We start from the raw sequence: 25,716 nt of genomic DNA, 5'->3' as shown, positions 1-25,716 counted from the left end.
CAGCAATAAGCTTTTTTTGTTTTCATCTACACCGCACCAATTAGACTAGTGTCGAATAATTTTTATAAGACAACTGGCCAGGATACATTGACTATAGAACGTTTGTTCGCATATAATGTGCATGAGGTGATTTACAAATGGCCATGCCGTTGTCCAAAGTAAACAATTCATACCTGTACCATCCACCTGCTCACGATGAGATACAGCTTCTTCACAAAGCGATTATCCTTCCACTAGCTCTCGTTATTGTTGAACGAAATAGACGCGAGCTTGAGAGAAAAGCGCGAACTTTACGATCTCTTTTTACTAGGGCAGCAGACATTATGATTGCAAAAATGAAAACAGATTTAACAACAAATACACAGCAGCTCCTTCAGAAAAGCATTACTCTGTGCATGTATAAAGACACGGCTGAACAGATCAGCTATTGCTATAATTGCCGCGGTTTTGAAGACCAGATTGCCTATTCGCATGCATACATACGTAATGAGATAAATAAGTGTATTTCTATCTATAGTGCTGAGATTTTCACTAAGTAAGCATCCCTCAATGATCAAAAAAACAGACGATCCTCTTAAAGCTTCTTAAAAAGTCTCACTATTGAAGTGAGGCTCTTTTCTCTACTCAATTTCGTCATACTACGCTATAATCTTCCATTCCAATCTGCTATACTACAAATAGTTTCATATCGTTCTACAAAACATACAGTTTTAACCAAAATCATTGTCGAAAAAACAGCTTTTTATTATGCATTGAGGAGGCAGTTCATATGGGAATTAATTTAAATCCGCCAGGAAGACCATCCAACATTCTTGGAGGCCAAGGCGGCATTCAACAGGGCGGTATTCAGCAAGGCGGTATCCAACAAGGGGGTATTCAGGGCGGAATAAATAACGCTTTTGGCGCAGCTCCCGCTCCTCAGGCCAGTCCTAATGGTGGGCTTATCCTTACCAAAGGACAGAAGCTGGATTTGACCAAAAATAATGCAGGGCTTGATTTACTGAAAATCGGACTTGGATGGGATACAAATAACCTGCAAGGCCAGAGCTATGACCTAGATGCAGAGGTGTTTATGCTGAATCAGACAAACACGGTTTCTTCCACTAGTCATATCGTTTTCTACAACAATCTCGTAAGTCCCGATGGATCAACACGCTATAAGGGTGATAACCGTGACGGGCAAGGCAGCGGTGACGATGAGACGGTTGAAATTCAATTATCCAGAGTAGCTTTGGATATCCAAAAAATCGTATTTACCGTTACAATTGATGAAGCTATTCGTAAAAACCAAAACTTTGGACAGGTTTCCAATGCATATATCCGTGTCGTGAACCAAGCAAACGGAGCCGAGATCTGCCGATTTGATCTATCCGAGGACTACTCCACCTCAATCTCCATCCTAGCTGGCGAAGTATATCGCCACGGCAATGAATGGAAATTCAATGCTGTTGGAACAGGCTTGTCGCTTGATCTAGCAGGCATATGTGCGCATTACGGGGCAATGTAACAGCTTACTTGTTAATGAAGCAGCTATAATTTCATTTTATATATTATATGGAGGTTACCCCGCATGCCGTTTCAATTCCAGGTCGAACGGGAATTATTTTTAAAAGCAGAAGGACAAGGCCAGTTTTTTGCCAAAAAAGGATCGATGGTTGCTGATCAAGCCTATAACAAGAAATTCAAATATTCTAAACGGTTGTTAGGAACGAATTCCGGAAATGTTATCGGACAAGTGATCAACCATGGTATGCGTAAAGTAACGGGAGAAAACTTAGAGATTATGGAAGTCGAAGGACAAGGCATCGTATATCTCGCGGATGAGAACTCTCATGTTACAATCATTAATTTAGAACAGGGTGGACCATGGCAAAGCGTAAGTGTTGAGAGTGAGGATCTGCTCGCATTTACAGATACTTGTCATTATGGCGTTACTATCATTGGAACGGGTGTTCTCTCCCAGCGCGGCTTGTTTACATCCAAACTTACTTACAACGGACAGGGAGCACAGGTTGCCGTAAAGACCAAAGGCAATCCATTGGTTTTGCAAGGCCCATGCCGTGTAGATCCTGATGCCATCGTTGCTTGGACAGGTCCTTCCCCAAGTGTGAAGATCGATGTCAACTGGAAAACGCTTATTGGCCAAACCTCCGGGGAATCTTATATGTACGAATTCAGTGACCCTAATCAGGTTGTTATTATACAGCCATTTGAACGTGAGAGCGGCGTGAAATTCGGTATGGATGACAACCGTTACCAACCTCAAACGCAGAGCAGCGCATTCAACAACACCTTTGGCGGCAGCCAAGGAGGGCATGACAGCAACAGTGGGCTTGGTGGAATTATCGGCAAATTTCTGAAATAAGCATAGTATAATGATATAAGCCTTGCCGTACCGTTCGGCAGGGCTGTTTTCTTTGAAAACTAGCTGCTCTCCTATGGATAGATGCCTTTTTGCTTGAAAGCATGTAACCGGGATCGCTTTTGCTGCGTACAAGGATAAACAGAAAACAAAAACTGCCCCATAGAATAATTTAAATATAGGAGGAAAATAAAATGAAAGCTGCAGGTACACTTTTACTAGTCACTGCTATTATTGAAGGTATCTTAGGAATCCCCTTGCTGGGTGGCACCTTAGTCATGTTATCTGGATACACGCTATTATTTGCAACGCTCATTCTTCATATCGTAACGCTTGTTCTTTGCTCGCAGCATAATAAGCCAGTCGTAGGCAGCATTTTGGGGATCATTACATCTGTATTAGCATGGATACCTATTCTCGGCATGATCATGCATCTTACTACAGCCCTATTCCTATTCATTGGCGTTTCCAAAAACAATCAGCAAAATTACCCTACCCGTCCACCCGCTCCAGGCAGCTTTTAATCAAGAGGGCTATCCTACTGTAGATATTCTACAATAGGATAGCCCTTTTTTTATCTTGATGGCTCGCGATTTAGTAAGCTGATCATATTTTTTCTCCGATTGACGCTTAGCAGCAATCCCATGACCATTAATTCGATAATGGCTGTTGTACCTCCATACGATATGAATGGCATCGTCATGCTATTTATAGGCAGTAGCCCAAACGACATCAGAATGTTCCAGACGAAATGAAAACCAATAATTGAAAATGAGCCAACGACCAAACCTCTAGCATATATATCCTTGAGCGTTATTGCCATGCCAATCACTTTAACAATCAGTAATAAGGCTAGCAGCACTATAGCAATACCAAAAACCAAACCAAGACTATAGATCAAATAAGTAAAGACCATTTCACTATAAATATAGCGAAACATTCGGTTCTCAACGCCAAATCCTTGTCCCCACATCCCTCCCAATTGAATAGATTCCAAGGATTTCTGAAGATAATAGTTTTTATCATCAGGGGAAGCAGTAGGATTTAGAAATGCGGTGTATCGTTCCCATATGGATCTATAGCGAACTGGATCATTTATTTTTATAATAAACACCGTTCCTGCTGTTAGGATTGAACCCACACTGGTTATAAACAGCTTGTACGTTTTTGCAACAAACAGCATTAATACCGTCAGTCCAAATAAATATATAATAAAATTAAGATTGGAGTTTGCTTTGTAATACAGTATAGCGGGCACGATCGCATATAAAAGCGCCATTTTTCCGAAGTAAAGTAAATTTCTGAATAGTCCCTGCTTCTCCTTACGCTTAGCAAGCAGCGTCCCTGCAAAAGCAATCATAAATAAATAAGGAGAAGTGCCGTATACATCAAAGGTAAAAGACCCGATTGTGAGCCAGCTTTTCGAACCATTGACTTCGACTGCATAAAAAAGGCAGACTACCATTAGAAAAATCGTACCGCTATAAATGTACCACGAATACTTTTCCCATTTTCGATAGTCCAAAAAATAAATACCTATGATAAGTACAATGCCTATCGCTGTAAATACAGCCTTCTTAAGAAAAAATTGAAACCCGCTATAAACATTTAGATCACTATAAGCGAATTCCATTGCATACATAGCAAGCAGTCCAATACCCACCATTATTGCGACAAGTGCGGCTAATCCCCATTCCATAACCGGCTTATGTGCTGCATGAAGCTGCTTGCCAATCTGATCAGGATCACCCATCTGGACGAGAGCAGCACGAACCGCCTCATCCTCTGATAACCCTTCGTTTAGCTTATCCTCCACCAGCTCGTCCAGATGGTTCTGCATTTCAACCTTGATGTCACGATGCACATCTCTTGCTTTTACATGTCTGCAAATCTGTACTAAGTATTCCTGAATCGACTCATACTGAACAGGCTTGTTATTCATGCATGGCCCTCCCCGATTACGCGGTCTACCGTTGTCCGAAACAACGTCCACTCCTGCTTCTTCTCCTCTAGCTGCCCTCTTCCACGCGCTGTGATGCGATAATATTTCCGTTTGCGGCTGCCTTCTTCATTCCAGTACGACTCAACCAGCTGCTCCACCTCAAGCGTATGTAAGATCGGATAAAGCGTCCCTTCTTTAAAAGTAAACACACCGCTCGAGCTTTTTTCAATTTCTTTGGTCATTTCATAGCCATACATTTCCTTACGGTCAAGCAGTGTCAAAATAAGAATAACGGTACTGCCTTTCATAAGCTCCTTATTAATTTTCATAACGCCCTCCTGTTTATGTATCGCATTCCTATGCATCGATTATCTATGTATTAGTATATAGTTGACCACCACCGATTACAACATCATTTTAGGAATGGATTCCCATAATAGCTAATCGGTGATATATTTATGCATATCTTATCGCTGCTTTAACGTATAAGTACATAAGTCACATTAATCGGCGGTTTTCAATTTAAGGGAGGCAATACACAATGAATCAATCTTTCGGGCTTCATAAGGAAGAAAAAACGTACGGCATGCTTTGCCATCTGCTTGCTTTTAGCGGTGTAATTATTCCGCTCGGCAACATTCTTGGACCACTCATCATTTGGCTTCTGAAGAAGGATCAATCCAGCTATGTGGATATGCATGGCAAGGAATCACTCAATTTTCAGATCAGCAATATGATTTATTCCATTATTTCCGGTTTGCTCATTTTTGTTCTCATCGGATTTATTACTACACCGCTTTTGTTTATTTTCTGGATTGCATTTACCATCATCGGGTCTATGCGTGCTTCAGAGGGCAATGGCTATCGCTACCCACTAACCATTCGTTTCTTCAAGTAAAACATAGAACCGCCGGGACGCAAATCGTTCCGGCGGTTCTATTATTTAGGAAGCTGCGAGCTATATTTTTTCCTCATCACATGCAAGCGGTCCAATTGGTCAAACGCCTGCTGCCCGCGCCGCTTTGTAACGGCTACTGACAATGCATCAAGAAGCGCAACTGGCGCTGCCATCGAATGAAAGCCCTCAAGTTCCCCCCGATCAACCTGCAGCACGAGATCGCTCTGCTCCAGCATATCGGATACGAGCAAATCCGTAATCAGTACTGTAGTGTAGCCTGCCTCTTTGGCATGCTCAAGCAGTACCGTTAATTCAGGTGAGCGCCTGACAAAGCCGAACATAAGCAGCACATCGCTGGAATCAGCATGAACAAGCGTTTCAAGCAGCTCGCTGCCACTCCCCGCCATACCTTCGATTTGCACGTTTATCCGATTCAGACGAAATCGGATGAGCTCGATCAAGCTAGCTGCGGCTCCAGTTCCAAATACATACACTTTTCTAGCCTTATGAATGGCCTCCACCGCTTGATGAAACTGTTCACGGTCTACACGCTTTGAAGTAACCTCTACGTTAGCTGCTGCAATCTCCAACATTTCACTTACAATATCAGCCTCTTCATGATCTACCTTATTCAATATTTTCTTCATCTTATGGGCAGGCGTCGCACGCTCGCTTTGCAGCAGCGTTTTCTTAAAAGCCTTCAAATTAGCAAACCCAATCGTCCGCCAAAACCGCGATACCGTAGCCGTACTGACACCTACAGCCACCGCAATATCTTCCTCTGTACAATAAGGAATCTGCTGCAGTGCACCCACCACGTAATTCGCAATGGATTGGTGGCTTTTTGACATATTATCCAAGTCCATATCCAAATGAAAAGCCATCATCTTTATTTCCTCCTGCCTATACCAACATCGCAGCTTATTTTCTAAACGGAGTATATCACCTTTTGATTAAAAATGATAATTTTAATTCATATTTATTTTTATGAAATTTATTTTACGTAATCGAAATAATTTGTTGATGATCTGATAACATTCGATCTTTATATTGTAGAAGAATTCGTTTTGAATCGAGGCATTCGAGACGCATTCCGCCTCAAAAACAAATTAGGAGGAATCACAATGGTTACAGCGCCTAAGCGCCGTTATGAGCTAACGCAATCGCAGAAGCTTATGGTATTCATTTTATCGATGTCCTTGTACGGTATTTCCAACATGTTCTCCGAGCTCATTCCTGAGCTAAAGCTTGGTCCGATTGAGCTGAAGGTCGAATATTTCGCTTTTATCCCATTAACGCTCTGTATTCTATTTAATCCACTGTATGCTGCACTTGGCGCATCCTTCGGCGAGGTTATATTCGGGGAACTGCTGCTTGGACAATTCGGCGGACTCGGAGAATTGGAAAAATTCATAGAATTTACGATTGCCATGTACATAGCTGGCCTGCTCGTTAGCGATCCACGAAATCGTAAACAGCTCGCACTCGCTTCGTTCGTTGCAGTAGGTATTGACCAGATGCTTGGGGCGATTGTCGACATCAGCAAGGTTTGGTTTGGGATTGAAGAGCTTGAAGCTGTTCCAGGCATTCCCGAAAGCATATTGCTTATCGAAGGCGTAGGTTTCCTTAACGCTATGCTCATAACCGGCATCTTTTTCTCCCTGCTGCCTACTTTATTTCTCGTACCGCGTCTATATGGAAAAATCGAACCGCTTCTCGGCATAAAACCACGCGACAGCAGAGTTTCTATATCCTTCGGACAGCTAATAACGCCGCGGCTGCTCATTACCGCTATTATATTTGTTTTTATCGGGATCGTTGCAGAATTTTTGTCCGAGTCTGATATTAACTTTGCTGTATGGGAGCCAGAATTTATCGAGCAATATGGCAGTGGATTTATCTGGATTAGTGCTGCTGCAGCCGCATTAGTGCTCATACTGACACTCATCGCAGCATTTCGTGCCAAATCCAAATCTGCACGCACGACGGAGGATGTTAAGCTTTGAGACCTTCATCCTTCCAAGCCAACCAGCAGGGGCCGCAGCAGGCGGCTCCCATCATTAAACTGCAGGACATTCAATTTCAGTATCCAGGAGCGGAAAACATGGCGCTCCACAACATTCAGCTTACTGTTCAACCCGGCGAGTTTATCGCTATAGCAGGTACGAATGGCAGTGGCAAGTCAACGCTTTGCAAATGTTTAAACGGCCTTATTCCAAACTATTATGTCGGCGATTTAGACGGCTCCATTGAAGTTGCAGGGCTAATAGCTGCCGAGGAAACGGTATCCTCCTTGTCACGCAAGGTCGCTTACGTGTTTCAGGATTTTGAGAACCAGCTCGTTCGGCCGACCGTCTATGATGAAGCCTGCTTTGCTCCACTCAATTATGGCTTCAGCGATTACCGTGAACGCGGGCTTCGAGCTTTGTCCATGCTTGGCATTGATCATTTGAAGGATCAGTGGATTTGGCAGCTAAGCGGCGGACAAAAGCATCTTACGGCGCTTGCTGGCGCTTTATCCCTCGATCCAGAAATTATTATTATCGATGAGCCCGTGGCGCAGCTAGATCCCTTTCATGCTAGGCTCATCTACGACAAACTTAAGCTGCTGAATGAAAAGCATGGCAAAACAATCATCGTCATTGAACACCATACCGAGTTTATTGCAGACTATTGCAATAGGGTCGTACTTATGGATAGCGGCACAATACGCTGGGTGAAGCCTGTTCATGAGGCATTATCTGCGGTTGATGAGCTTGCTGAACTGCATATATTACCGCCGCAGGTTACGCTTGCTGTTTGTACACTAGAGGCTGCTTCCGGAAAAGCAAAAAGTGAGGATTCATCACCATACCCAATCACCATCGATGAAGCAGCCGCTTATTTTGAGAAGATGCTTAAATCGTCAATCACGCTTTCAGATGTCCCAACGGATAAGCCTATTTCTAATAATGAACTTATTAAGCAGCCCCTTATTACGTTTGCAAATGTCTCCTATAGCTACAAAACCATTGCAAGAACGATGCATCCCGTCATTCGGAACATGAGCATCAGCTTTTATGAAGGCGATCGTATTGCTCTTGTCGGCAATAATGGCGCTGGCAAATCAACGCTGCTCAAGCTCCTTTCGGGTATTCGGCGCCCTACGGAAGGACTCTTAACTGTATGCGGGCATATTACGAAGCAATCTTCACCTGAACTGCTGTCTGATTTCGTCTCCTATATTTATCAGAATCCAGAGGAGATGTTTATTGAAGATTCCGTCCGCAAGGATGTTGAATATTTTCTAAAAGCCCGAGGAATTGCTGATTATCACCCTTTTGTTGATGAAATTCTGGAGAGGCTGCGGTTAACCGCCCTGCAGGATCGAGATGGAAGACTGCTCAGCGGCGGACAGCAGCGCAGAGCGACATTAGCGATCGGACTCGCCATGCGTCCCACTGTCATGCTGTTGGATGAACCGACAGCCAGCCTTGATGCTGCAAGCCGCCGTGAAATGACTGAAATGCTGGCGCAGCTGCAAGATCATGTAAAAACGACCATCATAGCGACACATGATATGCAACTGGTTGCCGAATGGGCAAATCGCGTTATCGTTATGCACGATGGCTGCGTCGCACTCGATACAGATGAACGCTCGTTATTCAGCCATGTTGCCATTCTCAAACAAGCAGGTCTCATTGCGCCGCAAATCGCTTTGCTTAGTCAAAGACTGGGTTTCGAGCCGCCTTGCCTATCTGTCAATGAATTCACCGCACGGCTCATCAGAAATATAAATCCGTCAAACCCATTTGAGCAGGAGGAGATTACGGTTGGAAGCAATTAAACAAAGCATGCTCGACAAGCTGAGCGTAGAACAAATTAAAATTGAGCTGATGCGTACCGCTTTCGGCAGACAATCGACCTTTCTGTCGCGCTTTGATCCGCGTATCCTCCTGATTTGGTATTCTTTTTTCGCCATAGCGCCTTGGTTCTTTCATAATAAAGCCATTCTGCTTGGCTTGCTTATTCCAATGCTTGTCCTTACTTTATCTTCAAAGGTTAGTCCACTTGTTCTACTTATTATGGGCGTCGGCCTGGTAAGTGAGATTAGTTATATTTTTTTCGGCTCCATCTTCTTCGGAGGGAGTCTAGCGGGCGTATGGCCGTTATTGACCTTAACGTTAAAAATATTAATCATCTCGCTGGCCAGCATTGCCGTGTTCTCCAGCATGGATCCCGAGAAGCTGAGTGACGCCCTGCTTAGTATGGGGATGCCTGGACAATTCAGCTTTGGTGTGTCCTACGGCTATAGGATGCTTCCGATTCTAATTGAGGAGTACCATAACCTTATTCACTCATTCCGATTGCGCGGCCGCGCTCCCCGCAATAAGGGTTTTCTTCACTGGCGTTCAATTATATACATGGCGAAGATTAGCGTTTATGCCTTTTATCCGCTCATTTTGAATACAGCTAAGCGAACGAGAACGACGGTCGAAGCATTAGAGGTGCGCGGCTTTACCTATTCGCTTGTCAGCCCTGAGACGAAGAAGCTTAAGCTTGCCCATATGCAGGTTCGACCGCATGATTTTATTTTCTTAAGCTGCTCCCTTTTCTATATGATCGGGCTGATTGCTTTCGGACAATTCATATCGTTTTAAAACTACATAACTGAATGGAGATAACACACTAATGATGAGCATCGATTTGCATACACATGGCAAGCTGTCAAAGAAAACACATTTCTCACTCGACTACTTCCTTTCCATGGCTCGCGAAGCCAAAGAAAACGGTCTGCACGCGGTGGCGTTGACCGAGCATTTTAACACACTTCACTTTGCCGATATGATGGATCAGCTGGATCATCATTTTGAATACAAAGGTGATTATTATGTCGTGGAGGGCTTGAAGGTTTTTTCTGGCATGGAGGTTGATGTAGCGAATAAAGGCCATATTCTAATCATTGGAAACCGCAGCCACATTCGTGATCTGAGGCAGCAGCTTGAGCCTCATACCGCAAAAGATAGCTTTATCGCTTTAGAAGAGCTGATGAACCGTACCGACGGCTATCCCTTGCTTCGAATTGGTGCTCATCCCATGAGAGAAAGCACGCCGCTCACTCACCATGATGCTGACACACTCAGACGCCTCGATGCGCTTGATATAAATGCAAAAGATTTATTCCAATATGGTTTCGGCATGACTGATCAGGTTCGACAATTCGCTGATCAACTTGGCTTAAAGGTCATTGCAGGAAGCGACTCACATCAGCCTCTGCAATTCGGCAGCGTTGTTAATCATGTAGATAACATTTGCGAAACAGCTGAACAACTGCGCAGGGAGCTGCTGATTGGCAATTATCAGCTTGAAATTTCCGCTTGCTTGAATGTTAAAGTAAAAGCTGCCCAAATGATGAAAGAGCTTCTAAAAAAATCGATGGTTGTCGCTTTGTAAGAACACCCGCTTCACTAAAAAAGCAGCTCCTGACACTCAGGAGCTGCTTCATTTTCACTCTATTACAGACCAACTGGCAGTTGGAACATCTGTGTCAGTTCGTCCAGTGTAATCGCATCCGTCGGAATTTCACCTTCGAACTTCGCATCTTTATTAATCTCGGAGTAAGTAACATCATAATGAAGGCCAAGCTTCATCTTCTGGCCGCTCTCTTTGTCAGATCCTTCAATGCTTACCTTGCCCGATTGATAAGCAAGATACCCATCTGTGATAGCACCCGTTACTTTCAGAGTATTCACTTTAACATCATTTTTAAATGTGGTTAGAATCTCTGCTTTGTTCGTCTCAAGATCCGTCTTCACCTTCTCGATGTCCGCCTTATCAAGCTGAAGAGTTTTTAATGATGCTTCATTAGCAAGCAATACATTTAGCACCTCAGGCAGCACTTGGTTTACGATGGTTTCTACTGTTTTTGGGTAGTTGCTTTCATTAATCTCAAAAGCGATGATTTGATCTGCTTTCATATCAGCAGGCAGGCCAGCTTCCTCAGCCTTTGGCTGGCTGAAGTATGTTTTCTCGTCAAAATGCTTAAGCATTACTTCTCCGAGCTCTTTGCCTAACTTTTGTTGTGCAGCAAGATCCAGCTTAGCTGTGCCTTCTTTCTCAGCAAGCTCCTTTAGATCAATTTTAATAAACTTACTTGTAATCGTCTCCGGCAATGGCAGCATCGGAACTTGCGGTATTTTCACATACAGCGCTTCCTCAGTCATAATCATAGGTACAGTTAACTTCATTTCCATGTCGCCTGGCACTACGATTTGCATATTCATATCGGTACGCATCGGTTTTTTCTTATATACAGCATCAACTGTAATGGTTGCATCTTTAATCATCCCTACGATTGCTGCTGTAGCAGCTGCGTTGCCTTCCAATGTTGCCGTTTGCGGTACTTCCAACTCATCCAAGCCAAATGACATTTTTACTGCATATGAGTCCGCTTCATTAATTTTCGTCATAGCCGCCTGCAAAGCTTCCTTCGGTGGTTTTGCCGAGCTGCAGCCTGCAATGACAACTAAAATAACGGCTAACATAAGAACCGCTATTTTTTGAACATTCTTCATGTAGTATGTTCCTCCCTATCTTTTTGTGAGCACCTCCATTCTATACTAAAATAACTTCATTTAGAAGTTATATCCAAAAAATCCCGTTTCAACGTACTGAAACGGGACGTTTGGCCTAGCTTTTAACAGCATATTGAACTATCCTTGCGGGTTATGATGATCCACATGATTACGCTGCTTCGTTTTCTTTGATCCAGAAAGCGGCTCTTGCTGCCCGCCTCCATCATTACGTTTCCGATTATTTTGCGGATTGCTTTCCGGCACCGGAATGCTGTCTGGCTTCGACATTTGGATTCCTCCTATTTAGATCTCATCCGCTTCAAGGGAAGCGTTAATCTTTTTGATGTTCTAAATCTGTTGGATGATCATGGTTTATGTCATCCTGATTGCTTCGATCGTTCTTATCCTGCTGCAATTGCTGAGCCTGATGACTGTTAACCGCCTCAACCTCCAAAGCCTCTACCACATTAGATAAGTTTTTATCAGCCGTTCCTTGTGCCTTCGTCATAAGCTGTTCTCTCCTCTAAGCATGCGTCAAGCGTTGCAGCGCTTGAGCACATTCATGCAGATGTCTAGTGTAATTTTGTATCAGCTCTTGAATGATGTCTCCACGCTCATCGATGGATACCTTGTCTTTCTCCACATCGATAAGCTCAACCTTCACTTCACGGCTATCTACATAAGTAACTTTAAAATCAAACGAATACATTTGATGTCCAGCTGTATCGATCGTTACGCGCAGCGCTTTGGAATCTGACTCATCAGGCAGCACTCTGCTGCGGTCAGCGTCTTTGAGCGTCTCTGGCAAGGTTTGACGCCAAGCATCTGCCAAGTTTTCTTGATTCATTTGCAGTTCATCTGATTTACCCATTAAATGAAGCACCTCCACATCGTATAACATGCGAAGTGCGGCATTATTTTATACGAGGGGATAGAATGAAAAAAAAGCCCAAACGCTTAGCGTCTGGGCTTGTCATGTACATTTTAAAAAAATATGGAGGAGAGAGTGGGACTCGAACCCACGTGGGCTTGCGCCCTAACAGTTTTCAAGACTGCCCCGTTATGACCGCTTCGGTATCTCTCCATCGTTCATTTGTCACAAGAAATATAATACCACAGGTCAAAATAAAAATGCAAGTATATTTTGACCATGTGGCAAAAAAAATTTTAAAGCTTTGTTGAATCGATCGAACTAATGCCGCCCATATACGGACGCAGTACTTCTGGAATCGTCACAGAGCCGTCCGCTTGCTGGAAGTTCTCGATGATTGCCGCAAAAGTACGACCTACAGCAAGTCCCGAACCATTCAGAGTATGAACGAATTCCGGCTTGCTCTTCGTATCTCTGCGGAAACGAATACCCGCACGGCGAGCTTGGAAATCCTCTACATTTGAGCAGGACGAAATTTCACGATACGTGCCTGCGCTTGGCAGCCACACTTCAAGGTCATATGTTTTAGCCGCTGTGAAGCCCATATCTCCCGTACAAAGCGTTAGAACACGGTAAGGAAGTCCTAGTAGCTGCAAAACCTTCTCCGCGTTAGCGGTCATTTTCTCCAGCTCTTCGTATGAATCCTCCGGTTTCGTCAATTTGATCAATTCAACCTTGTTGAACTGATGCTGACGAATCAAACCACGTGTATCGCGCCCAGCAGAACCTGCTTCTGAACGGAAGCACGAGCTGTAAGCTACAAAATATTTCGGAAGCTCTTCAATCGGCAAAATCTCTTCGCGGTGCAGGTTCGTAACTGGTACCTCTGCAGTCGGAATGAGGAAATAATCCGAATCCGAAATTTTGAATAAATCCTCTTCAAACTTCGGAAGCTGACCCGTACCGATCAAGCTGTCACGATTAACGATATATGGAGGCAAGACTTCCTCATAACCGTGCTTATCGCTGTGAAGATCCATCATAAAGCTGATAAGCGCACGCTCAAGACGAGCTCCAAGGCCGCGATAGAACGTGAAACGTGATCCCGTTACCTTCGCTGCACGCTCGAAATCCAATATGCCGAGTGATTGCGCAAGCTCCCAATGTGGCTTGGGCTCAAAATCAAAGGTTGGAACCTCGCCATTTTTGCGCAGCTCTACATTATCTTCCTCCGACTTGCCGACTGGCACGCTATCGCTAGGAATGTTAGGAATCGCTTGAGTCAGCTCAATCACTTGTACATCCAGCTCACGAAGTTCATCGTCAAGCTCTTTAATGCGGTCGCCAACCTCTCTCATCTCAAGGATAAGCGATTCTGCGTCGCCGCCTGTGCGTTTGAGTTTAGCTACATCCTGCGAAACCGTATTGCGTCTGCTCTTCAACTGCTCCGTCTCTTGAATAAGATCACGGCGCCTAGTGTCGAGCGCAGGAAAATTAGCAATAAGATCAAGGGAAGCTCCGCGATCAAGCAGCGCTTTCTCAACCTTCTCAAATTCATTTCTTAACAATTTTACATCCAGCACGATCCAAAAGCCCCTCTCTGAAGGGAGTAATTTTATTATTGTAAAAGTTTATTCCTTGCTTGCCGCTGCTTCCTTCACCATATCAACGAAGTATGCATGCAGCCTATAATCGTCCGTTAGCTCCGGATGATACGATACAGCTAGAAGATGTCCCTGTCTTGCTGTTACAATTTCATCTCGGTATGTAGACAATACGTCTACGCCTGCTCCAACTTTTTTGATCAATGGAGCTCGGATAAATACAGCGCGAACCGGTTCGTCAATGCCTTTGACATCCAAATCCGTCTCAAAGCTTTCTTGTTGACGCCCGAATGCATTTCTTGCAACGGTCATATCCATAAGACGCAAATGCGCATCCTCTTGGCCTTCTATTTCATCAGCCAAAACAATAAGACCTGCGCAAGTACCGAACAATGGCTTGCCTTGTGCAGAGAAATCCTTAATAGCTTCCATAAAACCATAATTGCGCATCAGCTTGCCGATCGTCGTGCTTTCGCCGCCTGGAATAACAAGCCCTTGCAGCTCTTCAAGCTGCTCAACTCGCTTAACGGCGACCGCCTCTGCGCCCGCCGCTTCTAAGCTTCGTATATGCTCTGCCACTGCGCCCTGAAGCGCTAGTACGCCTATCTTCATCGCTCTACTCGCCTTCCTTTACGGGCAAGAGCCGGCAGCACTATTCGCGCTAAGCCGGCACCTGCATATTACAACTATTAGATACCGCGGTCTTGCATACGCTCGGAGGAGTTAAGCTTGGAAATTTCGATTCCCTTCATAGCTGCTCCCAAGTTTTTCGACACTTCAGCAATTAGCTTGTAATCTTGGTAATGTGTCGTTGCTTCAACGATTGCACGAGCGAATTTCTCTGGGTTTTCTGATGTGAAAATACCAGAACCTACGAATACGCCGTCTGCTCCAAGATGCATCATCAATGCTGCATCGGATGGTGTAGCTACTCCGCCTGCTGCGAAGTTAACGACTGGAAGCTTACCCGTTTCATGTACGTTAAGAAGCAAGTCGTAAGCTACGCCAAGAACCTTAGCTTCATGATAAAGCTCGTCCTTCGACAAACCTTGAATTTTACGAATTTGTCCATTGATCAAGCGAAGGTGACGAACAGCCTCTACGATATTGCCTGTTCCCGGCTCACCCTTCGTACGAAGCATTGCTGCTCCCTCTTGAATACGGCGCAAAGCTTCTCCAAGATCTTTTGCTCCGCATACGAATGGAATTGTAAACTCATGCTTGCTGATGTGGAATACTTCATCTGCTGGAGTAAGTACTTCACTCTCATCGATATAGTCAACGCCCATGGATTCGAGCACTTTTGCTTCTACATAATGCCCGATACGAGCCTTTGCCATAACTGGAATCGATACTACTTTCATTACTTCTTCTACAATTGTCGGATCAGCCATACGAGCTACTCCGCCTGCTGCACGAATTTCGGAAGGGACGCGCTCAAGCGCCATTACCGCTGTTGCTCCTGCTGCTTCTGCTACTTTCGCTTGCTCGGCGCTCATAACGTCCATAATGACGCCGCCTTTTTGCATTTCTGCCATGCCGCGTTTTACGCGCGATGTACCTGTTTCCATGCTAAAATCCTCCTATTTTCATCCATTAATTTGTATATTACCGCAGTTGTTCTAACCATTGATTTTACAGGATGCAAGAATAATCGACAAGCCTTGATTTGCTTTATTCCCCTGTTTTCTACTCGGATTAGAACAAATTGACGATTCCATTAAATAAACCTGAGAAAAAATCTCCAATTCCACGGAACATCAAGCGGAACCAGCCTGCTTTCGTTCCATCCTCCGTTGTAACGAGGTTAACCGTTTTTTTGAGCTCTTGTTTCGTTTCGGCATCCGTGTACTTGTAAGTTACTGTACCTACAACCGTACCTGCTGGAATCGGAGCTACCAGCTCAGCTTCTGACTTCACATCGCTGGATACAACCTCGATTTTAGGCTCTACGCCCTTCTTAACCATAAACGTAATATCTTTTTCCGTTACGATCGGCAAGGTTTTCTTTTTACCCTTTTTAATCTTAACCGTTTTCGCTGTTTCTACCACAGATTTTGGCGCAAGCACCGTCTTTTTCTCAAAAGTGCTAAAACCGTAGTTGTACATCTTAGCCGTTTCATTGAAACGAGCAGACTTTGTAGCAGTATCCATAACGACGCTAATAAAACGCTGCTCGCCTCTTTTTACAGTACCCGTGAAGTTGTAGCCAGCAGCATTAATGAAGCCTGTTTTCATGCCGTCAACGCCTTCATAAGCTAAGTGCTTAAGGCCCTTTTGATTAACGTTTGTGCCGAGCATCCAGTTAATGTTGATGATTGGATCCTTGTCGCGTTCACGGAATTTATATTCCTGCAGCTTAGAATAATCCAAAAATTCAGGGTGCTTGATCAAAATAATTTGTGCTAGCTTCGCCATGTCCGTCGCAGAAATAATAGTTGTCTCCGATAGACCAGTCGCACTTGTAAAAAAAGCTGTTTTAAGACCCAACTCCGCAGCTACCTCATTCATCTTCTTAACAAACCCTTGCTCACTTCCAGCTATTTGCGATGCTAATGCAATCGTTGCATCATTCGCAGAACCAACTGCCATTGCTTTGTACAAATCTCTAACCGTATGTTGATCTCCTTGAGCTAAAAATACAGATGATCCATCCGATGGTGTTGAGGCCGCTTCCGCACTAGTGGTAATAACCTCATCCCAGGACAGGCGTTCATTCGTAATTTCCTCAAGAACGATATATTCCGTCATTAACTTCGTCATACTTGCTGCAGGGAGCGGCTCCTCTGAATTAACTTCATATAAAACTTGTCCTGAATCCGCATCAATTAGAATTGCAGCTTTCACTTGTAAACCTAAGTCGTTTTTCGTACTTTCTCTTCCTTGATATCCATTCGCCATTGCTACCGCAGAACCAAGCGACAGCATTACCATCCAAACCGCCAAACTTGCAGCGATGACCGTCTTTATTCGAACCGGCCTTACCATTTCCTTCAACGTCGTCTCCCCTTTTCCCACTTGGTTTGTCCGTTGTTAATTGTAACATATCGAAGCCTAACAATTAAACCACAAACAGGTTACAGAACAATGAGTAATCCTTCATAAAAAAAACAGACAAGGGCCAGCGACTCAGTCGCCTTTCCCTGTCTGTTATTATCGTATCTAGAAAGTATAGCTTAAAGTGAATAGTTTGGTGCTTCTTTCGTAATTTGCACATCATGCGGATGGCTTTCACGAAGACCAGAACCTGTAATACGAACGAATTGTGTATCGTTCTTAAGCTCGTCCAGAGAAGCTGTACCGCAATAGCCCATACCTGAACGCAAGCCGCCGAGCAATTGATGCACAGTGTCAGCAAGCGGCCCTTTGTAAGGAACGCGTCCTTCGATACCTTCCGGAACAAGTTTGTTCTCGTTCTCTTGGAAGTAACGATCCTTGCTTCCTTCCTTCATAGCGCCAAGCGAGCCCATACCACGGTATACTTTAAAGCTGCGTCCTTGGAAAATTTCAGTTTCGCCAGGGCTTTCAGCTGTACCTGCGAACAAGCTTCCGATCATAATCGCGCTTGCTCCAGATGCGATTGCTTTCGTAATATCACCGGAGTACTTAATACCGCCGTCTGCAATAACCGGGATATTGTATTCACGAGCAACTGACGCGCAATCATAAATTGCAGTAATTTGTGGAACACCGATACCAGCGATAACGCGAGTTGTACAGATCGATCCAGGACCAATCCCTACTTTAACTACGGAAGCGCCTGCTTCGATAAGATCACGTGTAGCATCGCCAGTAGCAACGTTACCTGCAATAATAGTAAGGTCTGGGTAAGTAGCACGAAGCTTACGAACTGCATCCAAAATATTAATGTGGTGACCATGAGCCGAGTCTACAACAAGAACATCAATTCCTGATTGAACCAATGCTTCTGCACGATCCATTGTATCCTTCGAAATACCAACCGCTGCTCCGCAAAGCAAACGACCATGCTTATCCTTCGCCGCATTAGGGAATTGGATTGCTTTCTCAATATCTTTAATCGTAATAAGACCTTTAAGTGTGTTGGACTCATCAATCAGCGGCAGCTTCTCAATCTTGTGCTTTTGAAGAAGGCCCTCCGCTTCCTGCAGCGTTGTGCCAACAGGTGCCGTTACAAGGTTGTTACGAGTCATAACTTCATTTATCTTAATTGAATAATCATGTACGAAACGCAAATCACGGTTGGTCAAAATACCTACAAGCTTCTTATCTTGATCAACAATCGGTACGCCTGAGATGCGGTATTTACCCATCAATTCTTCTGCGTCGTAAACATGGTGATCAGGCGTAAGCGAAAACGGATTTGTAATTACACCGCTCTCCGAACGTTTTACACGGTCAACTTCCTCCGCTTGCTGTGTAATCGACATGTTCTTATGGATAATGCCGATACCACCCTCACGCGCAATTGCAATCGCCAATGCGGCTTCTGTAACGGTGTCCATACCAGCGCTAATGAGCGGAATGTTTAGCTTAATGTCCTCGCTTAATCGAATCGAGATGTCAACTTCCCTAGGCAGCACTTCTGATTTGCGCGGAATAAGCAGGACGTCGTCAAACGTTAGCCCTTCTTTGGCGAATTTCGTTTCCCACACGAGTATGTTCCTCCCTTATTTTAAGTACGTCTCACATATATTATTAGCAATATTAGCAGAGGGGGTATAGGCTGTCAAGGCTGATGAATACCTTTGTTCATCCTGTTTTATACTCGATTTGGAAGTCTCAAAACATGCTATTTCTTTAGAAAAAGTCAGGTAAATACGTAGTTCGTTCGGGAATACGAGATTGTAAGCGTTTAACCAATCCTATATCTCCTTCTATGCGTGCGAATTGGGCTAATTGCTCTAACTGAATATACCCAAATAGTACACTCGTAAAGGAACCAATATCCAGTTTAATTGCCTCATCTATTTTTTCACTATCGTCCTTACGACGAAGTGATGCTTTCCCAGATGCATCGATATGAAGTAAAAAATGACCATTATTCCATGGAGCTTGAGCGTCGATTAGTTGAATATGAATGTCATCGGCATGATCTGCTGCCTTAAAATCATATTGGCTAACAAAAGCTTCCGCATCCACAATTCGAGCCATAAAATAAGGTGTGATTTCCTGTTTTATTCTCGGATTGCTCAGCAAGTAGGGAAGGCGATCGTTAGATGGCATTTTAATCGTCAGCTCTTCGATCATTGAATCATGCTGTGCTAGAAATGACCATATCGCAGCTCTTGCGGGCTCATTTAAATGAACAAACTCATGAACCGTTAACCGGCTATTTTTAACTTCATAAATGACGTAGCCTTGTGCTGCTCCGCTCTTATCGTAATAAAGTGCAGTCTGTCCTAGTTTTCTTCTGTTAATCCGATACTTCCACCAGAATTCGTCACGCACCAATGAGCCATTAAATTGAGATGCATAGGCTTGATAGACATCGTTCAGCAAACCATAGTTTCCTGTAATGCGCTCAAATCTACCCTCGTATGCTATTCTAGCTGGAAGCATGTCCGTCTTAATCGTATATGTTTTATGTTCAGTGTAGGTTTCCCATCCAAATTTACGATAAAAGCTGAATGAAAAAGGATGAAGAAAAGAAACCGTTTGACCGTTCTCCTTCATCTCTATTAGCGATTGAATGAGTATTTGAGCAACTAGCCCCTGCCTCCTGAACTCTGGCCATGTCGCAACACCTGCAACACCTCCCATATCAAAAACCTTGCCTCCGATATAGGTTTGCAGCTTTAGCACTGCAGCTTGCGCAGCCAATTGATTATCGACATACGCTCCGTACCTTACAGTAGGCTCACTCTCATACTGCTCTTTCGTTTGTTCTAGTTCTGCAGCAGAACGTTCATATTGAAATGCAAATTGAGATAAAGCCATAGTCTCGTCAAATTGTTCTACACCGATATGCTTAATAACGATACGCGTTTCCAATTCGAAGCACCTCCAAATTTGATATAATCCTATCATACCGCATAAACGACAAAAAAACCTACCGCATCACATGCGATAGGTCTCTCGTGCTTGGCGACGTCCTACTCTCCCAAGACCCTGCGGTCTAAGTACCATCGGCGCTGAAGGGCTTAACGGTCGTGTTCGGTATGGGAACGCGTGGTTCACCTCCGCCATCGCCACCAAACGTAGCGTGTTGCACGCTGAAAACTGGATACGAAAGATTAGGCTTGCTGAAGCCTTTTTAGCTGCTGTCTACTGGATGTATGGGTCACAGTAAACGTGTTTAGGATAAGCCCTCGACCGATTAGTATTCGTCAGCTACACACATTGCTGTGCTTCCACCCCGAACCTATCAACCTCGTCGTCTTCAAGGGGTCTTACATACTGGGAAATCTCATCTTGAGGGGGGCTTCACGCTTAGATGCTTTCAGCGCTTATCCCGTCCGTACTTGGCTACCCAGCGGTGCTCCTGGCGGAACAACTGGTACACCAGCGGTACGTCCATCCCGGTCCTCTCGTACTAAGGACAGCTCCTCTCAAATTTCCTGCGCCCGCGACAGATAGGGACCGAACTGTCTCACGACGTTCTGAACCCAGCTCGCGTACCGCTTTAATGGGCGAACAGCCCAACCCTTGGGACCTACTTCAGCCCCAGGATGCGATGAGCCGACATCGAGGTGCCAAACCTCCCCGTCGATGTGGACTCTTGGGGGAGATAAGCCTGTTATCCCCAGGGTAGCTTTTATCCGTTGAGCGATGGCCCTTCCATTCGGTACCACCGGATCACTAAGCCCTACTTTCGTACCTGCTCGACTTGTAGGTCTCGCAGTCAAGCTCCCTTATGCCTTTGCACTCTTCGAATGATTTCCAACCATTCTGAGGGAACCTTTGGGCGCCTCCGTTACATTTTAGGAGGCGACCGCCCCAGTCAAACTGTCCACCTGACACGGTCCCCGAACCGGTTTCACGGTTCTAGGTTAGAACTCCGATACGATCAGGGTGGTATCCCAACGTTGCCTCCACACAAGCTGGCGCTCATGCTTCTTAGGCTCCCACCTATCCTGTACAGATCGTACCAAAGTTCAATATCAAGTTACAGTAAAGCTCCATGGGGTCTTTCCGTCTTGTCGCGGGTAACCTGCATCTTCACAGGTATTAAAATTTCACCGGATCTCTCGTTGAGACAGCGCCCAAGTCGTTACGCCATTCGTGCGGGTCAGAATTTACCTGACAAGGAATTTCGCTACCTTAGGACCGTTATAGTTACGGCCGCCGTTTACTGGGGCTTCGGTTCACAGCTTCGGGTTACCCCTAACCGCTCCCCTTAACCTTCCAGCACCGGGCAGGCGTCAGCCCGTATACTTCGCCTTACGGCTTCGCACAGACCTGTGTTTTTGCTAAACAGTCGCTTGGGCCTTTTCACTGCGGCCCCCTCGGGCTATTCACCCTACCGAGGCACCCCTTCTCCCGAAGTTACGGGGTCATTTTGCCGAGTTCCTTAACGAGAGTTCTTCCGCGCGCCTTAGCATGCTCTGCTCGCCTACCTGTGTCGGTTTGCGGTACGGGCACCTAGATCTCACTAGAGGCTTTTCTTGACAGCCGGAGTACATGACCTTCGCTACTGCAATTTTCGCTCCCCATCACAGCCCAGCCTTATGATCGACGGATTTGCCTATCGATCAGCCTCACTGCTTGGACGGACTATTCCATCAGTCCGCGTCACTGCCCTTCTGTGTCACCCCATTGCTCAAACGATCTTCGGTGGTACAGGAATTTCAACCTGTTGTCCATCCACTACGCCTTTCGGCCTCGCGTTAGGTCCCGACTTACCCTGAGAGGACGAGCCTTCCTCAGGAACCCTTAGGCTTTCGGCGGACAAGATTCTCACTTGTCTTTTCGTTACTCATACCGGCATTCTCACTTGAATACAGTCCACCAGTCCTCACGGTCCAACTTCAATCCGTATTCAACGCTCCCCTACCCAAGTACCTAATGGTACATGTCATAGCTTCGGTGGTGTGTTTAGCCCCGTTACATTTTCGGCGCAGAGTCACTCGACCAGTGAGCTATTACGCACTCTTTAAATGATGGCTGCTTCTAAGCCAACATCCTGGTTGTCTTTGCAACTCCACATCCTTTCCCACTTAACACACACTTGGGGACCTTAGCTGATGATCTGGGCTGTTTCCCTCTTGACAATGGATCTTAGCACTCACTGTCTGACTCCCGAGTAGCACGTCTATGGCATTCGGAGTTTGACTGGACTTGGTAACCCTTGGCGGGCCCCGCACCCAATCAGTGCTCTACCTCCACGACGCTCATTCCTCGAGGCTAGCCCTAAAGCTATTTCGGGGAGAACCAGCTATCTCCGAGTTCGATTGGAATTTCTCCGCTACCCCCACCTCATCCCCGCATTTTTCAACATGCGTGGGTTCGGGCCTCCAGTGCGTGTTACCGCACCTTCACCCTGGACAGGGGTAGATCACACGGTTTCGGGTCTACGACCACGTACTTATTCGCCCTATTCAGACTCGCTTTCGCTACGGCTCCGTCTTCCCGACTTAACCTTGCACGTGATCGTAACTCGCCGGTTCATTCTACAAAAGGCACGCCATCACCCATTTAACGGGCTCTGACTTTTTGTAAGCGCACGGTTTCAGGTTCTTTTTCACTCCGCTTCCGCGGTGCTTTTCACCTTTCCCTCACGGTACTGCTTCACTATCGGTCACCAGGGAGTATTTAGCCTTGGCAGATGGTCCTGCCGGATTCCGACGGGGTTTCTCGTGTCCCGCCGTACTCAGGATCCGTCTCGGAGAGTGCTTGCTTTCGGTTACAGGGCTTTTACCTGCTCTGGCGGGCCTTTCCAGACCTCTTCGCCTACCAAACACTTTTGTAACTCCATGTGAGACGTCCTACAACCCCAAGAAGCAAGCTCCTTGGTTTGGGCTAATCCGCGTTCGCTCGCCGCTACTGACGGAATCACTATTGTTTTCTCTTCCTCAGGGTACTTAGATGTTTCAGTTCCCCTGGTATGCCTCTACCCAACCTATGTATTCAGTTGAGAGTAACTATCCATTACGATAGCTGGGTTTCCCCATTCGGAAATCCTCGGATCAATGCCTGCTTACGGCTCCCCGGGGCGGTATCGTTGTTCGCCACGTCCTTCTTCGGCTCCTGGTGCCTAGGCATCCTCCGTGCGCTCTTACTAGCTTAACCATTTTGCTCAGGTGATCGCTCACCTTCGCTTACGTAAAAACAACTAAAGGATGTTTCAGCAATTCTTTTTCTTTCGTTATCCAGTTTTCAAAGTGCAAATGTTTTGCGCTGAGTTTGCTTCAGAGTTAATCTTCAGCAAAGACAGTACATTATTCTTTTTGGTGGAGCCAAGCGGGATCGAACCGCTGACCTCCTGCTTGCAAGGCAGGCGCTCTCCCAGCTGAGCTATGGCCCCAAATTTAATATGGGTACCGACTTCTCAGAGTCGATAATGGTGGGCCTTAGTGGACTCGAACCACCGACCTCACCCTTATCAGGGGTGCGCTCTAACCAGCTGAGCTAAAGGCCCATAGGTATTCCCTTTGGACTTCCTTTGAAAGATGATTAATCTTTCAAAACTGACAACGAGTAAGCGATAAACTGCCAAGTTTATCCGAACCTCATCGGGTCCGGGTATTTCCTTAGAAAGGAGGTGATCCAGCCGCACCTTCCGATACGGCTACCTTGTTACGACTTCACCCCAATCATCTACCCCACCTTCGACGGCTAGCTCCCTTGCGGGTTACCCCACCGGCTTCGGGTGTTGTAAACTCTCGTGGTGTGACGGGCGGTGTGTACAAGACCCGGGAACGTATTCACCGCGGCATGCTGATCCGCGATTACTAGCAATTCCGACTTCATGCAGGCGAGTTGCAGCCTGCAATCCGAACTGAGACCGACTTTGATAGGATTGGCTCCACCTCGCGGTTTCGCTTCCCGTTGTATCGGCCATTGTAGTACGTGTGTAGCCCAGGTCATAAGGGGCATGATGATTTGACGTCATCCCCACCTTCCTCCGGTTTGTCACCGGCAGTCATCCTAGAGTGCCCACCATAATGTGCTGGCAACTAAGATCAAGGGTTGCGCTCGTTGCGGGACTTAACCCAACATCTCACGACACGAGCTGACGACAACCATGCACCACCTGTCTCCAATGCTCCGAAGAGGGGCACTATCTCTAATGCTTTCATTGGGATGTCAAGACCTGGTAAGGTTCTTCGCGTTGCTTCGAATTAAACCACATACTCCACTGCTTGTGCGGGTCCCCGTCAATTCCTTTGAGTTTCAGTCTTGCGACCGTACTCCCCAGGCGGAATGCTTAATGTGTTAACTTCGGCACCAAGGGTATTGAAACCCCTAACACCTAGCATTCATCGTTTACGGCGTGGACTACCAGGGTATCTAATCCTGTTTGCTCCCCACGCTTTCGCGCCTCAGCGTCAGTTACAGCCCAGAAAGTCGCCTTCGCCACTGGTGTTCCTCCACATCTCTACGCATTTCACCGCTACACGTGGAATTCCACTTTCCTCTTCTGTACTCAAGCTTTGCAGTTTCCCTTGCGACTTGGGGTTGAGCCCCAAGTTTAAACAACAGACTTACAAGGCCGCCTGCGCGCGCTTTACGCCCAATAATTCCGGACAACGCTTGCCCCCTACGTATTACCGCGGCTGCTGGCACGTAGTTAGCCGGGGCTTTCTTCTCAGGTACCGTCACCTTGGGAGCAGTTACTCTCCCAAGCATTCTTCCCTGGCAACAGAGCTTTACGATCCGAAAACCTTCATCACTCACGCGGCGTTGCTCCGTCAGACTTTCGTCCATTGCGGAAGATTCCCTACTGCTGCCTCCCGTAGGAGTCTGGGCCGTGTCTCAGTCCCAGTGTGGCCGATCACCCTCTCAGGTCGGCTACGCATCGTCGCCTTGGTGAGCCGTTACCTCACCAACTAGCTAATGCGCCGCGGGTCCATCTATAAGTGATAGATTGCTCCATCTTTCCCGATTCAGTCATGCGACCATATCGCGTATCCGGTATTAGCATTCGTTTCCGAATGTTATCCCAGTCTTATAGGCAGGTTACCCACGTGTTACTCACCCGTCCGCCGCTAAGTATCAGAGGTGCAAGCACCTCATCAACTCCGCTCGACTTGCATGTATTAGGCACGCCGCCAGCGTTCGTCCTGAGCCAGGATCAAACTCTCCAAATTGGTGTTTGACTTGCTCATTACTTTTTTATCGCTTTTTTCGCTTATCCCGAAGGATTTGCGAGGCAGTTATTACTCGTTGTTCAGTTTTCAAAGAGCAATCTTTTCTCTCTTGTCGTCCGTGTATCTCGTTGGCGACCTAGATAATATATCATAGGCGTATATAGCATTGCAAGTGTTTTTTTCATTATTTACGAAAAAGTTTTCAATACTCCTATTTGCCTTCTAATTACGTAATCGTTGCTTCGCTTCCTCCT

The 25,716-nt window shown here is 45.8% G+C and carries 22 protein-coding genes, 3 tRNA genes and 3 rRNA genes; 9 read left to right on the top strand and 19 right to left on the bottom strand.

Annotated elements, in window-relative coordinates; translation table 11 throughout:
- The first annotated feature begins 137 nt into the window (after positions 1-137).
- From AC0VYE_RS00610 to AC0VYE_RS00595, 4 genes are all read left to right on the top strand, one after another.
- A complete protein-coding gene (locus tag AC0VYE_RS00610) occupies positions 138-539 on the top strand; it encodes a YhjD family protein (RefSeq protein ID WP_076271772.1) in 402 nt (133 codons plus the stop codon).
- A gap of 404 nt (positions 540-943) precedes the next feature.
- On the top strand, positions 944-1,507 hold the full coding sequence (locus AC0VYE_RS00605) for a TerD family protein (RefSeq protein ID WP_256711106.1): 564 nt from the start codon (positions 944-946) through the stop codon (positions 1,505-1,507).
- A 63-nt stretch (positions 1,508-1,570) separates the two neighbouring features.
- Complete coding sequence (locus AC0VYE_RS00600; protein WP_076271771.1) at positions 1,571-2,365, top strand: AIM24 family protein; 795 nt, start codon at positions 1,571-1,573, stop codon at positions 2,363-2,365.
- 191 nt (positions 2,366-2,556) lie between these two features.
- Positions 2,557-2,886 carry a hypothetical protein gene (locus tag AC0VYE_RS00595; RefSeq protein ID WP_076271770.1) on the top strand — a complete coding sequence of 110 codons (330 nt, stop codon included), beginning with the start codon at positions 2,557-2,559 and terminating at the stop codon, positions 2,884-2,886.
- 50 nt (positions 2,887-2,936) lie between these two features.
- Here AC0VYE_RS00595 and AC0VYE_RS00590 read toward each other — a convergent pair whose 3' ends face one another.
- Positions 2,937-4,304, bottom strand: coding sequence for an FtsW/RodA/SpoVE family cell cycle protein (locus tag AC0VYE_RS00590; protein WP_475445410.1), 1,368 nt, complete (start codon positions 4,302-4,304; stop codon positions 2,937-2,939).
- Positions 4,301-4,633: a PadR family transcriptional regulator gene (locus AC0VYE_RS00585; RefSeq protein WP_430063448.1), complete on the bottom strand. Its 333-nt coding sequence runs from the start codon at positions 4,631-4,633 to the stop codon at positions 4,301-4,303. Before AC0VYE_RS00585 ends, AC0VYE_RS00590 begins: the two co-directional genes overlap by 4 nt.
- A 212-nt stretch (positions 4,634-4,845) precedes the next feature.
- Between AC0VYE_RS00585 and AC0VYE_RS00580 the strand changes: the two genes are divergently transcribed.
- Positions 4,846-5,202, top strand: a complete 357-nt coding sequence (locus AC0VYE_RS00580) for a DUF4870 domain-containing protein (RefSeq protein WP_339205934.1) — start codon at positions 4,846-4,848, stop codon at positions 5,200-5,202.
- Between the two features lie 41 nt (positions 5,203-5,243).
- Here the strand turns inward: AC0VYE_RS00580 and AC0VYE_RS00575 are convergent, their stop codons facing one another.
- On the bottom strand, positions 5,244-6,089 hold the full coding sequence (locus AC0VYE_RS00575) for a MurR/RpiR family transcriptional regulator (protein WP_475445407.1): 846 nt from the start codon (positions 6,087-6,089) through the stop codon (positions 5,244-5,246).
- Positions 6,090-6,326: 237 nt separating this feature from the next.
- Here AC0VYE_RS00575 and AC0VYE_RS00570 point away from each other — a divergent pair, with 237 nt between their 5' ends.
- From AC0VYE_RS00570 to AC0VYE_RS00555, 4 genes are read left to right on the top strand one after another with little or no spacing between them, the layout of a single operon-like run.
- Entirely contained in the window at positions 6,327-7,208 is an 882-nt protein-coding gene (locus tag AC0VYE_RS00570; protein WP_076271765.1) for a DUF8171 family membrane protein, read from the top strand.
- The gene (locus tag AC0VYE_RS00565; protein WP_475445404.1) at positions 7,205-9,028 is read left to right on the top strand and encodes an ABC transporter ATP-binding protein; all 1,824 of its coding nucleotides are present in this window, start codon (positions 7,205-7,207) and stop codon (positions 9,026-9,028) included. Before AC0VYE_RS00570 ends, AC0VYE_RS00565 begins: the two co-directional genes overlap by 4 nt.
- Positions 9,015-9,842, top strand: coding sequence for an energy-coupling factor transporter transmembrane component T family protein (locus tag AC0VYE_RS00560; RefSeq protein WP_475445402.1), 828 nt, complete (start codon positions 9,015-9,017; stop codon positions 9,840-9,842). Before AC0VYE_RS00565 ends, AC0VYE_RS00560 begins: the two co-directional genes overlap by 14 nt.
- A 31-nt stretch (positions 9,843-9,873) precedes the next feature.
- Positions 9,874-10,635, top strand: a complete 762-nt coding sequence (locus tag AC0VYE_RS00555) for a PHP domain-containing protein (RefSeq protein WP_475445400.1) — start codon at positions 9,874-9,876, stop codon at positions 10,633-10,635.
- Positions 10,636-10,697: 62 nt separating this feature from the next.
- Here the strand turns inward: AC0VYE_RS00555 and AC0VYE_RS00550 are convergent, their stop codons facing one another.
- The 16 genes from AC0VYE_RS00550 to AC0VYE_RS00475 form a co-directional block, all read right to left on the bottom strand.
- The gene (locus AC0VYE_RS00550) at positions 10,698-11,756 is read right to left on the bottom strand and encodes a hypothetical protein (RefSeq protein WP_475445398.1); all 1,059 of its coding nucleotides are present in this window, start codon (positions 11,754-11,756) and stop codon (positions 10,698-10,700) included.
- A gap of 138 nt (positions 11,757-11,894) precedes the next feature.
- Positions 11,895-12,044 (bottom strand): small acid-soluble spore protein P, encoded by a 150-nt coding sequence (locus AC0VYE_RS00545; RefSeq protein ID WP_076271763.1) that lies wholly within the window; start codon positions 12,042-12,044, stop codon positions 11,895-11,897.
- A 43-nt stretch (positions 12,045-12,087) separates the two neighbouring features.
- On the bottom strand, positions 12,088-12,264 hold the full coding sequence (locus AC0VYE_RS00540) for a hypothetical protein (protein ID WP_179089952.1): 177 nt from the start codon (positions 12,262-12,264) through the stop codon (positions 12,088-12,090).
- Between the two features lie 15 nt (positions 12,265-12,279).
- The gene (locus AC0VYE_RS00535) at positions 12,280-12,627 is read right to left on the bottom strand and encodes a hypothetical protein (RefSeq protein WP_083682741.1); all 348 of its coding nucleotides are present in this window, start codon (positions 12,625-12,627) and stop codon (positions 12,280-12,282) included.
- 124 nt (positions 12,628-12,751) lie between these two features.
- A tRNA-Ser gene (locus AC0VYE_RS00530) sits at positions 12,752-12,840 on the bottom strand.
- Positions 12,841-12,923: 83 nt separating this feature from the next.
- Positions 12,924-14,210, bottom strand: coding sequence for a serine--tRNA ligase (serS, locus tag AC0VYE_RS00525; RefSeq protein ID WP_441884864.1), 1,287 nt, complete (start codon positions 14,208-14,210; stop codon positions 12,924-12,926).
- 48 nt (positions 14,211-14,258) lie between these two features.
- Positions 14,259-14,843 carry a pyridoxal 5'-phosphate synthase glutaminase subunit PdxT gene (gene pdxT, locus AC0VYE_RS00520; RefSeq protein ID WP_339205921.1) on the bottom strand — a complete coding sequence of 195 codons (585 nt, stop codon included), beginning with the start codon at positions 14,841-14,843 and terminating at the stop codon, positions 14,259-14,261.
- A 77-nt stretch (positions 14,844-14,920) separates the two neighbouring features.
- Positions 14,921-15,802, bottom strand: a complete 882-nt coding sequence (gene pdxS / locus AC0VYE_RS00515; protein ID WP_076271759.1) for a pyridoxal 5'-phosphate synthase lyase subunit PdxS — start codon at positions 15,800-15,802, stop codon at positions 14,921-14,923.
- A gap of 127 nt (positions 15,803-15,929) precedes the next feature.
- Complete coding sequence (locus tag AC0VYE_RS00510; protein ID WP_475449381.1) at positions 15,930-17,219, bottom strand: D-alanyl-D-alanine carboxypeptidase family protein; 1,290 nt, start codon at positions 17,217-17,219, stop codon at positions 15,930-15,932.
- A gap of 188 nt (positions 17,220-17,407) precedes the next feature.
- Positions 17,408-18,865, bottom strand: coding sequence for an IMP dehydrogenase (guaB, locus tag AC0VYE_RS00505; protein ID WP_076271758.1), 1,458 nt, complete (start codon positions 18,863-18,865; stop codon positions 17,408-17,410).
- A 145-nt stretch (positions 18,866-19,010) separates the two neighbouring features.
- The gene (locus AC0VYE_RS00500; RefSeq protein ID WP_475445393.1) at positions 19,011-20,204 is read right to left on the bottom strand and encodes a GNAT family N-acetyltransferase; all 1,194 of its coding nucleotides are present in this window, start codon (positions 20,202-20,204) and stop codon (positions 19,011-19,013) included.
- 88 nt (positions 20,205-20,292) lie between these two features.
- Positions 20,293-20,409: ribosomal RNA gene (gene rrf, locus AC0VYE_RS00495) — 5S ribosomal RNA — on the bottom strand.
- A 100-nt stretch (positions 20,410-20,509) separates the two neighbouring features.
- Positions 20,510-23,441, bottom strand: a 23S ribosomal RNA gene (locus tag AC0VYE_RS00490).
- Between the two features lie 159 nt (positions 23,442-23,600).
- Positions 23,601-23,676 (bottom strand) — tRNA-Ala (locus AC0VYE_RS00485).
- Between the two features lie 37 nt (positions 23,677-23,713).
- A tRNA-Ile gene (locus tag AC0VYE_RS00480) sits at positions 23,714-23,790 on the bottom strand.
- A 116-nt stretch (positions 23,791-23,906) separates the two neighbouring features.
- A 16S ribosomal RNA gene (locus tag AC0VYE_RS00475) occupies positions 23,907-25,462 on the bottom strand.
- The 16S, 23S and 5S rRNA genes sit together here with 2 tRNA genes alongside, the layout of an rRNA operon.
- Positions 25,463-25,716: the final 254 nt, after the last annotated feature.

Source organism: Pristimantibacillus sp. Z349TD_6, assembly GCF_056173205.1.
The sequence above is the reverse complement of the archived record's forward strand: the minus strand, read 5'-3'. Positions and strand labels throughout refer to the sequence as shown.